General features: G+C 33.0%; 15 protein-coding genes. 8 read left to right on the forward strand and 7 right to left on the reverse strand.

Going from position 1 to position 12,463, the window contains the following annotated elements; translation table 11 throughout:
* Positions 1–151 precede the first annotated feature (151 nt).
* From NZ698_RS04560 to NZ698_RS04570, 3 genes are all read right to left on the reverse strand, one after another.
* On the reverse strand, positions 152–721 hold the full coding sequence (locus NZ698_RS04560) for a helix-turn-helix domain-containing protein (RefSeq protein WP_263001904.1): 570 nt from the start codon (positions 719–721) through the stop codon (positions 152–154).
* Positions 718–1,113 carry an acyl-CoA thioesterase gene (locus NZ698_RS04565; protein ID WP_263001905.1) on the reverse strand — a complete coding sequence of 132 codons (396 nt, stop codon included), beginning with the start codon at positions 1,111–1,113 and terminating at the stop codon, positions 718–720. The genes NZ698_RS04560 and NZ698_RS04565 overlap by 4 nt, the downstream gene beginning before the upstream one ends.
* Positions 1,114–1,204: 91 nt before the next feature.
* Positions 1,205–1,621 (reverse strand): DUF6157 family protein, encoded by a 417-nt coding sequence (locus NZ698_RS04570; protein WP_263001906.1) that lies wholly within the window; start codon positions 1,619–1,621, stop codon positions 1,205–1,207.
* Between the two features lie 260 nt (positions 1,622–1,881).
* Here NZ698_RS04570 and rbp point away from each other — a divergent pair, with 260 nt between their 5' ends.
* Positions 1,882–2,265 (forward strand): RNA-binding regulator, encoded by a 384-nt coding sequence (rbp, locus tag NZ698_RS04575; RefSeq protein ID WP_263001907.1) that lies wholly within the window; start codon positions 1,882–1,884, stop codon positions 2,263–2,265.
* A 109-nt stretch (positions 2,266–2,374) separates the two neighbouring features.
* Here rbp and NZ698_RS04580 read toward each other — a convergent pair whose 3' ends face one another.
* Complete coding sequence (locus tag NZ698_RS04580) at positions 2,375–2,842, reverse strand: BlaI/MecI/CopY family transcriptional regulator (RefSeq protein WP_263001908.1); 468 nt, start codon at positions 2,840–2,842, stop codon at positions 2,375–2,377.
* Between the two features lie 39 nt (positions 2,843–2,881).
* The gene (locus NZ698_RS04585; RefSeq protein WP_263001909.1) at positions 2,882–3,529 is read right to left on the reverse strand and encodes a phosphatase PAP2 family protein; all 648 of its coding nucleotides are present in this window, start codon (positions 3,527–3,529) and stop codon (positions 2,882–2,884) included.
* A gap of 126 nt (positions 3,530–3,655) precedes the next feature.
* Between NZ698_RS04585 and pdhA the strand changes: the two genes are divergently transcribed.
* From pdhA to NZ698_RS04605, 4 genes are all read left to right on the forward strand, one after another.
* On the forward strand, positions 3,656–4,657 hold the full coding sequence (pdhA, locus tag NZ698_RS04590; protein ID WP_263001910.1) for a pyruvate dehydrogenase (acetyl-transferring) E1 component subunit alpha: 1,002 nt from the start codon (positions 3,656–3,658) through the stop codon (positions 4,655–4,657).
* 82 nt (positions 4,658–4,739) lie between these two features.
* Complete coding sequence (locus NZ698_RS04595) at positions 4,740–6,356, forward strand: dihydrolipoamide acetyltransferase family protein (RefSeq protein WP_263001911.1); 1,617 nt, start codon at positions 4,740–4,742, stop codon at positions 6,354–6,356.
* Positions 6,357–6,532: 176 nt separating this feature from the next.
* Positions 6,533–7,378 carry a GLPGLI family protein gene (locus NZ698_RS04600; protein ID WP_263001912.1) on the forward strand — a complete coding sequence of 282 codons (846 nt, stop codon included), beginning with the start codon at positions 6,533–6,535 and terminating at the stop codon, positions 7,376–7,378.
* A gap of 14 nt (positions 7,379–7,392) precedes the next feature.
* Positions 7,393–8,238: a GLPGLI family protein gene (locus NZ698_RS04605; RefSeq protein ID WP_263001913.1), complete on the forward strand. Its 846-nt coding sequence runs from the start codon at positions 7,393–7,395 to the stop codon at positions 8,236–8,238.
* Between the two features lie 53 nt (positions 8,239–8,291).
* Here the strand turns inward: NZ698_RS04605 and fsa are convergent, their stop codons facing one another.
* On the reverse strand, positions 8,292–8,945 hold the full coding sequence (fsa, locus tag NZ698_RS04610; RefSeq protein WP_263001914.1) for a fructose-6-phosphate aldolase: 654 nt from the start codon (positions 8,943–8,945) through the stop codon (positions 8,292–8,294).
* 123 nt (positions 8,946–9,068) lie between these two features.
* Here fsa and NZ698_RS04615 point away from each other — a divergent pair, with 123 nt between their 5' ends.
* Complete coding sequence (locus NZ698_RS04615; protein ID WP_263001915.1) at positions 9,069–9,557, forward strand: YdeI/OmpD-associated family protein; 489 nt, start codon at positions 9,069–9,071, stop codon at positions 9,555–9,557.
* 58 nt (positions 9,558–9,615) lie between these two features.
* On the opposite strand, the gene NZ698_RS04620 is transcribed toward NZ698_RS04615, so the two are convergent.
* Positions 9,616–10,149 carry a tetratricopeptide repeat protein gene (locus tag NZ698_RS04620; protein ID WP_263001916.1) on the reverse strand — a complete coding sequence of 178 codons (534 nt, stop codon included), beginning with the start codon at positions 10,147–10,149 and terminating at the stop codon, positions 9,616–9,618.
* A gap of 205 nt (positions 10,150–10,354) precedes the next feature.
* Here NZ698_RS04620 and pepE point away from each other — a divergent pair, with 205 nt between their 5' ends.
* Both pepE and dacB read left to right on the forward strand, forming a co-directional pair.
* A complete protein-coding gene (pepE, locus tag NZ698_RS04625) occupies positions 10,355–11,047 on the forward strand; it encodes a dipeptidase PepE (protein WP_263001917.1) in 693 nt (230 codons plus the stop codon).
* A gap of 40 nt (positions 11,048–11,087) precedes the next feature.
* A complete protein-coding gene (gene dacB / locus NZ698_RS04630; RefSeq protein ID WP_263001918.1) occupies positions 11,088–12,461 on the forward strand; it encodes a D-alanyl-D-alanine carboxypeptidase/D-alanyl-D-alanine endopeptidase in 1,374 nt (457 codons plus the stop codon).
* Positions 12,462–12,463 lie beyond the last annotated feature (2 nt).

Consider the following 12,463-nt stretch of genomic DNA (forward strand, 5'->3'; position numbering starts at 1 on the left):
GATGGTTTTTAAGTGGGAGTAGAGAGAGTTTTAGAGTTTGAGGGTTGGAGGGTTGGAGCAATGCTTTAAGAAAAGTTATGGGTTTGCTTATAAAAAGAATTAATTTCAACTCTAAAACTCTAAAACTCTAAAACTCTAAAACTCTAAAACTCTAAAACCCTCCGGCATAATCCAACGGTTTTCTATCTGTGACTTTTAGTTTTTTGAATTCGGTAGGAGTGTATCCTGTACTGCTTTTAAATTGAGATGAAAGATGTTGAACGCTTTTATAGCCTAGATGAATCGAAATTTCAGTAAGAGTAAAATCGTTGTTGAACAAAAGTTCTTTTACTTTTTCAATTCTTTGAAGAATGTAATATTTCTCCAAAGTAATATTTCCATATTGCGAAAAAACTTTAGATAATAAACTGTAATCTTTGTGTAATACGTCACTTAGAAAATTTGATAAAACAAAATCTTCATCAGTTTCCAATCGTCCGATTTTTAGGATGATAAGATTTTTTATGCTTTCGATAAGTTGTTGAGAAGGTTCTTTGATAATTTCAAAACCGATCTCATTGAGCTTATTTTCAATATCAGAAAAACTGTTTTGTGGCAGTTCAGAATCAGTTTCTACCTGACCCAAATTTATAGACATGATATTAATTTCGGCCTTCTCAAAAATATTTTGAACCGCAGAAATACATCGGTCGCAAACCATATTTTTTATGAGAATTTTCATAATGAATTGTTGAGCCGGTCTTTTACAAATTCCACTTTTGTTTTTCCGTGGGGTGAAGGATTTCCATCTTCATCAAGGTTGACCATTACGATCCTCTCTACCGTTATTATGGTTTGGTGTGTCATTTTATTTCTAACTGCACATTTTAAAGTAAGTGAAGTTGAACCGAAAGCTGAAACTTCAATACCAATTTCGATAATATCACCCTGTTTTGCTGAACTTACAAAATTGATTTCTGATATATATTTGGTTACTACTTTTTTATTCTCAAGTTGAATCACGGCATATAAAGCAGCTTCTTCATCGATCCATTGCAAAAGTTTTCCTCCGAAAAGTGACTGGTTAGGATTTAAATCTTCAGGTTTTACCCATTTTCTGGTGTGATAATTCATGTAATTGATATTTGCAGCACAAATTTAATGTTTAAAACTGATTTTTCTGAGTGTTTACCTAGGTTTAATTGAAATAAAAATATTCATAAACTCAATTATTTCTTTTGGAACGCATCGCTTTTACTTTTTTGATTGAATCATTCATTAAAAAATATTGATATTCTTTATTCTCAATGGGAATCAGAGCAACTTTTCCTTCTTCATTATGATGGAATCCGAATCCGTATCTTTTTGCTAAAGCTGAACACCGAAGACAAGGTTGACCTTTTGAAAAGAATTTATCTCGTTCACTATCCTTTTCGCTTTCTGAGATCTCATTTTTAATCTTGTAACATTGAAAAATGAGATCATCTGATGTATATTGATAAGGGCTTTTTATTAAAAATTCATATTGCAGATTTGCAATTGTTTTTTCTTTCTTTTCAGATGGAATCTGACTTATTGATACTGGGCAGTCTTCTGCGACTTCTATAAAAGTATTGATATAATTCGTTGTGTGGTATTTCATCTTTATTTTGATAGTTTTTTTAGCTTATTTTAGACATGTATTGATGGTAAATATTTCATGTAAATGTTTGATTTAAAGCTAAATTACGACATTCTTATATTAAATTTTCTTTAATAGATGAAATAGTTTGAAAAAAGTTTTGATTTATTTAATTTAATTGTATCTTGCAAGCGTTTATATCAGGAATCAATATTATGTTCATTATTATGTTGCTTTTCTTTTATACCAGAATTTATATTAATTTTTAATTTTTTTTTAAAATGAACATTTTTGTTTCAAACATCAATTACGCAACTAAAGAATATGAGTTGCACGATTTATTCGCAGAATTTGGCGATGTATCATCTGCTAAAATTGTTACAGACAGAGAAACTGGTCGTTCTAGAGGTTTCGGTTTCGTAGAAATGGGTGACGAAGAAGGAGCTCAAGCTATCGAAGCTCTTAATCAAAAAGAACTTAACGGTAAGATTCTTAACGTGTCTGAGGCTAAGCCAAGAGAAGAAAAACCAAGAAGAAGTTTTGATAATAACAGAAGCGGTGGTGGAAGTTATGGTAACAACCGTTCAGGAGGTAATTCTGGAGGTGGTGGTTACGGAGGTAACAACAACCGTGGAGGTAACGGAGGCGGCGGAAGTCGTTGGTAAAAAATTAGAGCGGCTTTTAAGCCGCTTTTTTTATGTCTTTATTTATTTGAAATATCTAGAGTTTTTATTTTACCAACAACTAAAAACTGATAACCATCAACTAATTTAATCAATCTTTTTTCTTCTTCTTTTTCTTATCCTTTCCTTTTTTATCTTTTTTAGGATTTAGAATTTCTTCTGCATATTCTAATGTAGGAGTTTTTACTTTTACAGGTTTCATTTCAATTTTAAGATCAAAATATTCTTTTAGGTCATTCTGAGAAACCAGATTTTCTTTAAACAAAAATTCTAAAATTTCTTTTCCTGAATTATTGAAAAAATTGTCAGTTAGCTCTCGTAAAATAAACTTTTTGTACTCATCATAAGGAACGACAACACTGTATTTGAAAATTCTTCCTTCTTTCTGTGTAGATAAATAACCTTTTTCAACTAAGATTTTCAGGTAAGTGGAAACCGTATTCTGATGCGGCTTTGGTTCTGGATGTTTCTCCATGACATCCTTTAGATAGAATGAATTTAAGTCCCAGAAAAGCTTCATTAAGTTTTCTTCCGCTGATGTAAGATGATTTATTTTCATATTTTATTTTTAAAAATAAGTTATCGGTTTCACAAACGCTTACTTAATTGTAGTTTCCACCGGAATCACTTCAGTTGGTAAATCATTGCGCTGATACTTATTATTGCAATAAAGATAAATAAAAGAAACCAAAACAGCGATGCCTGCTCCCATAAATACTTCTTTCACGGTATGTCTTTTCAGAATAATTCTTGTTATTCCTACCAAAACTGCAATCGCAAGCCAGACAAAACCAATTTTTATATCAAATGCAAAGAATAATGCAGAAACAAAAACATTGAAAGCCGTATGCATCGAGCTTTTAATATATAGATTACTGAATTGTAATGCGAATAAAAGGATTAGAATAAACAGCATCACAAAATCAATGAATCCGTTTTTAATATAATTGAATGTCAAATAGGAAACAATACAAACTGCAATGAAGATATATAGCGTTTTTCGTTGAACTCTGTTTGATACATCCATATTTGTATAACGACCAGTTTTTACATTCCACACAATCCAGATAATTACTGGAAGAATGGTAATCAATAAAATAGGTAAAAAGTGCGTGGAGGCTTCCTTAAAGGTGTAATTTTGAATGCTGAAATACACGAAATAAATAACCAGAGAAACTAAAGGATTGAAAAAATCTGAGATAATTCTTGAAACAATTTGTAATAATGTAGTCTTCTTTTCTTCCATATTGAAGTTTGTGATGTAAATATAACATTATAACTAAAAAAACAATTGCTCTATATATAATAAAAACAAAGTTTTTTTTATATTTTTGCTCAACTATTTCATAATAAATAAGCAAGAAGCTAGCACATGAAAGAATTTTCTAAAGAGGTATACCTGAAATGGTATGAAGATATGACTATGTGGAGAAGGTTTGAAGACAAATGCCGTTCTCTTTATTTAAAACAAAAAATCAGAGGTTTTTTACATTTGTACAACGGTCAGGAAGCTATTCCGGCTGGTTTTACGCATGCAATGGATTTAACTAAAGACAGCATGATCACTGCTTACAGATGTCACATTCATCCGATGGCAATGGGAGTAGACCCGAAAAGAATCATGGCAGAACTTTGTGGTAAAGCTACAGGTACTTCCGGAGGTATGGGTGGATCTATGCACATTTTCAGTAAAGAACACCGTTTCTACGGAGGTCACGGTATTGTTGGAGGACAAATTCCTTTGGGAGCAGGTATTGCTTTCGCAGACAAATATTTCGACAGAAAAGCGGTAAACATCTGTTTCTTCGGAGACGGTGCCGCAAGACAAGGTTCTCTTCACGAAACTTTCAACATGGCAATGAACTGGAAGCTTCCTGTAGTATTCGTTGTTGAAAACAACCAATATGCGATGGGAACTTCTGTAAAAAGAACCGCAAACCACGAAGATATCTACAAACTAGGTCTTGGTTACGAAATGCCTTGTTTAGCTGTTGATGCAATGGATCCTGAGAAAGTGGCAGAAGCTGCTTATGAAGCAATTGAAAGAGCTAGAAGAGGAGACGGACCAACTTTTATCGAAGCAAGAACTTATCGTTTCAGAGGTCATTCAATGTCTGATGCTGAACCTTACAGATCTAAGGATGAAGTTTCTATCGCAAAGAAAGATGATCCGATTGAATTAATCAAAGCGAGAATCCTAGAGAACAACTGGGCGACTGAAGAAGAATTGGAAGCTACAGATAACAAATCGAGAGATTTCGTAGAAGAGTGCATTGAGTTTATGGAAAATTCTCCGTATCCGACTGCAGAAAAAATCTATGAGTATGTTTACGCTCAGGAAGATTATCCGTTCTTAGATAAATTAGAAAACTAAAAATTAATAATTAATTTGATAATTGAATTTGAGACTATTTAATCTCAAATCTCGAATCTCAAATCTCAAATCAATATAGATTATGGCAGAAGTTATTACAATGCCACGTCTTTCCGACACGATGACGGAAGGAAAGGTGGCAAAATGGCATAAAAAAGTAGGAGATAAAATAAAGGAAGGAGATATTTTAGCCGAAATTGAAACAGATAAAGCTGTTCAGGATTTCGAATCTGAAATTGAAGGAACTCTTTTATTTGTAGGAGTTGAAGAAGGTGCTGCAGCAGCAGTTGATTCTATTTTAGCAATTATCGGTGCAGAAGGTGAAGATATTTCTTCTTTAAAAGGAGGAAGTGCTCCTGCAGCTGAAGGTAGTTCTGAAGAGAAAAAATCTGAAGAAGAATCTAAAACTGAAAATGAATCTACAAGTGTTGAGCAAACTTCAGCAGAGGTTCCTGCAGGTGTAGAGGTAATTACAATGCCGAGACTTTCTGATACAATGACAGAAGGTAAAGTAGCTAAATGGCACAAAAACGTTGGAGATACAGTAAAAGAAGGAGACTTACTTGCTGAGATCGAAACGGATAAAGCCGTTCAGGATTTTGAATCTGAATTTAACGGAGTTCTTTTAAAGCAAGGTGTTGAAGAAGGTGGAGCTGCACCGGTTGATACTGTTTTAGCAATTATCGGCCCGGAAGGAACTGATGTTTCAGGAGTTGGAGCTGCTAAATCTGAAAATAAATCATCTGATAAACCAGCCGAACAAAAATCTGAAGCAAAAGCAGAAGAGAAATCGGTTGCACAAACTGCAAGTGCTTCATCATCAGACAGAGTAGCAATTTCTCCTTTAGCTAAAAAAATGGCTCAGGATAAAGGTGTTGACATTAACAGTCTTCAAGGTTCTGGTGAGAACGGAAGAATAGTGAAAAAAGATATTGAGAATTATCAGCCTTCACAAAAAACTGAAGCTGCTCCGGCTCAAAATAATGCTGCAGCTCAGGTTGCACTAAGTTTTGTACAGGGAGAAGATACAGAAACTCCAAACTCTCAGGTTAGAAATATCATTGCGAAACGTCTTTCTGAAAGTAAATTCTCTGCGCCTCACTATTATCTGATGGTTGAAATCAACATGGATAAAGCGATTGAAGCGAGAAAAGAAATCAACTCATTACCAGATACTAAAATTTCATTCAATGATATGGTAATTAAGGCGACAGCTGTAGCTTTAAGAAAACATCCACAGGTGAACTCAAGCTGGGCAGGAGATAAAGTTATTCACAGAGGAAATATCAACGTTGGAGTAGCAGTTGCAATTCCTGACGGTTTGGTAGTTCCGGTTCTGAAAAATACAGATCAGATGAATTATACTCAGATTTCTGCTGCTGTGAAAGATATGGCCGGAAGAGCAAAATCTAAAGGGCTTAAAGCAAACGAAATGGAGGGTTCTACATTCTCTATCTCCAACTTGGGAATGTTCGGAATTGAAACTTTCACAAGTATCATCAACCAACCCAACGCTGCAATTCTTTCAGTAGGTGCCATCATCGAAAAACCAATCGTAAAGAACGGTCAGATCGTCGTAGGAAACATTATGAAACTTTCATTGGCATGTGATCACAGAGTGGTTGACGGTGCTACGGGAGCACAGTTCTTACAGACTTTAAAAACATATTTAGAAAGCCCATTAACATTGTTACTGTAATTTTCTTTTTATCTAATACTAAAACCTCTCAGCTTGAGAGGTTTTTTTTGTTTTAAATTTTACTTAATCGTTCAATTCTTAATTGTGCTTCTAACTTCTAACTTCTAACTTCTAACTTCTAACTTAAGAATCTTTGCCAATAGAAAATAATATCCTATTTTAGTGAAAAAATATTAATGAAGAGAATGATTATCGGAATGCTTTCATTTTTAAGCATCATTACTTATGCGCAAAACCAACGATTCATCTATGAATACAAATTTGTAAAAGATTCTACCGAAAAAAGCAAATCTGAAACTGAACTCATGGTTTTAGATGCCACTAAAATTGGTTCTAAATTCTACAGTTTGAAAAAAAGCATAGCAGACTCGATACACCAGGATAGGTTGCAAAAAAAAGTAAAAGATTTTTCAGGAACAGATTGGGGATTAGTGCCGGATGTAGTTGAAAAAACATATCCCGATTTTAAAATTGAGTTCTTCAATATGTTGGAAATGGATAAATACAAGGTTACAGACAAGAGAAAATTAGATTGGAAAATACTGCCGAATAAAGAAAAAATAGGTGAATTGAGTGCTCAGAAAGCTTCCGTTAATTTTGCCGGAAGAACCTGGACAGCGTGGTTTGCTACTGATATTCCGATTCAGGATGGACCTTATAAGTTTCATGGTCTTCCCGGATTGATTGTAAAATTAGAGGATAAAACCCAGTCGCATTCTTTTGTATTAAAAGAAATCAAAAAGCTTCCTGCAGATTATCAATGGAAAAGTGACAATGACATAAAGAGCTTGAATGCAACAATTCCACTCGATGAGATAAAATATAAAAAACAGTTTATTGATTTTAGAAATAATCCGGCTAAAAGTTTAAGACAAATAGTTTCAAGCAATCAAAAAATAAATATAATTGATATGACCGGAAAACCCTTAGATATTGAAAAACTAATTAAGGATAAAGAAAGAGCGGCTAAAGAAAACAATGCCAGAGACAATAATGTTTTAGAACTGGAGTTATTAAAATAATTTAAAATACATTAATGAAAAATTTATTACTTACAATTTTTACTTTCTCAAGTATTCTACTGTACGCACAAAACCAAAGATTCAGCTACGAATACAAATTTGTAAGCGACTCAATCAACAAAGATAAATCTCAAACTGAACTTATGCACCTTGACATTTCAAAAAAAGGATCGAAATTTTATAGCCGGGACAAGGCGGTTGCAGATTCTATAATGAAGGAAATAGATAAAAAAAGCAATCCCGATTTTTCAGGAATTAAGTTCGGACAAGTTCAGTCCATTGTTGAAAAGTCGTATCCGGATTATAAAATTATATTTTTTAATTCGGTAGATATGGACAATTATAAAGTTTCTGATGAAAGAAAAATTGACTGGAAAATTCTTGCTGAAAAAGAAAAATTCGCAGAATTTAATACTCAGAAAGCAACCACTAATTTCGCTGGAAGAAAATGGACAGCATGGTTTACAACTGACATTCCTTTTCAGGATGGTCCATATAAATTTCATGGATTACCTGGCTTGATTGCGAAAATTGAAGACAATTCAAAGTCTCATTCTTTTATTTTAAAGGGTGTGAAAAATCTCAAAGCAGACGAAATTTGGATCAGTGAAAATGATAGAGAGAGATATGATCCATTGATCAATCTCAGTTATGATAAATATAATAAGCAGGTCATCGATCACAGAAATAATCCTACAAAAGGCATGAAACAATTGATGGCGAGAGGTGGAACCGTCAAATTTACCGATCAAAACGGAAAAGAACTTGACACCAATAAAATGATGAGAGATCAGGAAAAAAGAGCAAAGGAAAATAATGCAAAAGATAATAATCTTTTAGAACTTGATATATTACAATAAAAAAACTCCCGAAACTTTTAGTTTCGGGAGTTCATATTTTAAACTTAATTTATTTAAGCTAATTTCTGAGAATCTGAAATAAACTGAGCCAATCCGCTGTCCGTTAGAGGATGTTTCAATAAACTCAAGATTGGAGGAAGTGGGGAAGTGATCACATCTGCGCCAATTTTAGCACAATCAATAATGTGCATTGAATGACGGATAGAAGCAGCCAAAATTTCAGTTTCATACATATAGTTATCAAATACCAAACGAATCTCCTGAATTAGATTTAAACCGTCTGTAGAAATATCATCTAATCTTCCAAGGAAAGGAGAAACGTAAGATGCACCTGCTTTAGCAGCTAAAAGCGCCTGTCCAACAGAGAAAATCAAAGTACAGTTAGTTCTGATTCCTTTGTCAGAAAAATATTTCAATGCTTTAATACCGTCTTTTATCATTGGAATTTTCACCACGATATTTGGATGAATAGCCGCTAATTCATCACCTTCTTTAATCATTTCTTCATAAGTTGTAGAAAGTACTTCAGCAGAAATATCTCCGTCTACGATTTCACAAATTGCTTTGTAATGATCTTTAATTGCTTCAGCACCTCTTATCCCTTCCTTGGCCATCAATGATGGATTTGTGGTTACACCATCCAAAATTCCAAGGTCTTTAGCTTCTTTAATTTGCTCTAAATTAGCAGTGTCAATAAAAAATTTCATATAATAGATTTATTCTTACAAAGGTAATGAATACTTTGTAATTAAAGATTGAGATCATGTTACGAAAATGATTTTCTGTAACGTTTTAATTGATCAGTCTAATAAATATTAAATTTGTTTCTCATGAAGAAGAATCATTTTAAAGCACGTCTTGAAATCACAGGAATTAATCCCTTTGTTTTTTTATCTGAGAAAATTTTGAATGAGATTTTTGAAAAGTCAGGAAAAAACAAAAGTCCGATTCGTGTGAAAGGATCTGTGAATGATAAGGAATTCAGACAAAATTTAATGAAATATCTAGGAGAATGGCGATTGTATATTAATTTGAAAATGTTGAAAAATTCACCTAAAAGAATTGGTGAAATTCTTGATATTTGGATTGAATATGATAATGCTGTAATAAAGAATATCATTCATCCTGATCTGGAAAAAGCAATAAATGAAAACAATGTAGCATTGAAGAATTTTGAAAACCTAATCCCATCCAGAAAAAATGAACTGATCAAATACATAAATAATCTTAAATCAGAGACAGCAATTAATAAAAATATAGAAAAGATTATACGTCATCTAAAAGGAGAAACAGATTTTTTCGGTAAGAAGATTACTTAAAACTAATCTATATAAAAAATAAAATCCGGAAAAATTATCTCCGGATTTTACTTTTAAACTATGAATTTAATGTTTGGCTAAGTTTTATAGCATCCTGATTGGTAGGATCATATTCTATAGACTTAGCAATATGCTCTTTTGCTTTTGCTGGTTCGTTTTTCTGTTCAGCAAATGCAATATAAAAATATGCATAAGCCAGATTCTTCTTATTCTGTTCAATCTCTGTAGGTTTTACAGTTGCAATATACTTCTCATAAGCAAGTTTTGCATTGGCATCATCTTTAGCAGATTGATAGGCATAAGCCTGACTGTAATAAGATGGTGACCAATCTGGCAACAGTAATGATATCTTTTTCCATGTATCGACTGCATTCATCCAATCTGATGCATCTTGATACGCTGTAGCTAATTTTGCTAATGCTTCCGTATCTTTCGGATTTGTCTCAATTTGCTTTTTTAAACCCTCAATAGCAGGATTGACCTGACTTGCTGTAGCGGTAGTTTTCACACTCTCTTGCTGAGTTGTTTGTGCATTCATCAAACTTGCACTTCCCGCAAATAATAAACCTAAAAACAAATTTTTACTATACATTTTAATCATTTTCATAATCTTTTAATTTAATATTGAAATTTAAAATTCAATAATAATTCCAGAAAAACACAAATTTTAGAACCTTTAAGTTTTTTTAGAAAGTATTAACGAATCAATGTTTTTTTTAGCTTAATTTTTGATTCATCGATGTTTCATTTATCTTTGTCGTTATGTCTATTTTAATAAGTAATTAAAAGTTTCCTTTATGAATATCATTTTAGCATCAACTTCCACACTTTTCGGCGGAGAATATTTAGCCTATTTGAAAGAAGAATTAATACAATTGTACAAAGAAATCGACGAAATTATTTTCGTTCCTTTTGCAAGACCAGGTGGGATTTCTCATGATGACTACACTCAAAAAGTGAGGTTGTTTTTTGAAACAATTAATATAAAAGTCAAAGGTCTCCATGAGTTTGTAGATAAAACAGAAGCTTTGAATAATGCAAAAGGTTATTTTACAGGAGGCGGAAACACTTTTCTGTTGGTTAAAACACTGCACGAAGAAAATTTAATGACAGTTTTAAAACAAAACATAGAAAATGGAAAACCTTATCTGGGATGCAGCGCAGGAAGCAATATTGGCGGACAAAATATGAAAACCACTAATGATATGCCGATTGTTTATCCATCAAGTTTTGAATGTATGGCATTGGTTCCTTTCAATATCAATCCGCATTATCTCGATCCCAACCCTGAATTGAAACATAATGGAGAAACGAGAGAAACCAGAATTAAAGAATTTCTGACTCAAAATGACATTAAAGTTGTCGGACTTCGTGAAGGAAACTGGATCAGAAAAATTGGAGATGCAATTACTGTTGAAGGAAGCGAATTGACAAGAATTTTCGAAAAAGGAAACGAGCCTTACGAAATAGAAGCGGGAACTAAGCTTTAACTTCACTTCTTAATTTTTATATTTGATTAAATATTTTTCTATGAAGAAAACAATTTCTGTTTTAATTTTTTCGACACAAATCATCTTTGCTCAAAATATAAGTCAAAAACTGGAAGATGCTACGAAAAGTTTAATGAATTCTTCGACAGCAATCTCATCAAATTTGTCATTTTATGTTGCCGACGAAAGCGGAAGTTTAGTTTATGAATTTCAAGGAAATAAAGGTCTTTCAACCGCGTCGACACAGAAGATTTTCACTGCTGCAGCAGCTTTAGAAACATTAGGTAAAAATTATACTTATAAAACAACTTCATTCTATTCAGGAACAATTTCGAACGGAAATCTGACTGGAAATCTATTCATCACTTCAAACGGTGATCCTACCTTAGGAAGCTGGAGATATGAAGGGCACAAACCCGAAAATTTTAAACAAAAATTATTAGACGCCATCAAAAAATCCGGAATTACAAAAATTTCGGGAGATTTGATTATTGATGATACTTATTTTGACCATCAGACAATTCCCGGAGGTTGGCCTTTTGATGATTTTGGAAATTATTACGGAGCAGGTGTTTGGGGGGTAAATTGGCGTGAAAATCAGTTCGACGTCAATATTAACGGAACAGATTTTAAAAGTTTTTCCTATCCTTTAGCCGGAATTAAATGGTTAAATGATCTGAAAGCGGCGGGAAGTTCAGATCAAAGTCTGATCTTCACATCGCCATATTCTGATGTTGCTTTGATAAACGGAAGTTTACCTGCCGGAAAAGTGACAACAGTTTCAGGTTCTGTTCCCAATCCACCTTTGCAATTGGGAGTTGAAGTTGAAAAATGGATCAAAGATTCGGGAATTGAATTTTCAGGGAAATTATTGACAAATTCTCAGCTCGAAATTGATGGAAAGAAAACTTTAGAATATCCGAAAAGCAATATCATTCTTACTTACGAATCACCGACTTTAGACAAGATCGTTTATTGGTTTTTGAGAAAAAGTGTGAATATGTACGGTGAAAATTTAATTAAAACTTTGGGAAAAGAAAAAAAAGGAAATCCAAGTTTCAAAAGTGGAGTAGCTTATCTTAAAGAGTTTTGGAAGTCAAAAGGAATTAATTCAAGTATGATTAATTTTGCTGATGGCAGCGGACTTTCACCCCAAAATTATGTTTCGGCAAAAGCAGAAGTTCAGGCATTACTTTATGCAAAAAAACAACCTTGGTTTGAATCATATTATGACGGATTTCCAACTCAGGATAATGGCATGAAAATGAAAAGCGGAACAATGAGAGATACAAAATCCTATGCAGGTTATCATACTTCAAAAGATGGTAAAAAATATGTTTATGCAATTATGATTAATAATTACGAAGGAAGCGGAAGTACAGAATTGCAGAAGATTTTAAATGTTTTAAAATAATT

It is taken from the genome of Chryseobacterium edaphi, assembly GCF_025628985.1.
GTDB lineage: Bacteria > Bacteroidota > Bacteroidia > Flavobacteriales > Weeksellaceae > Chryseobacterium > Chryseobacterium edaphi.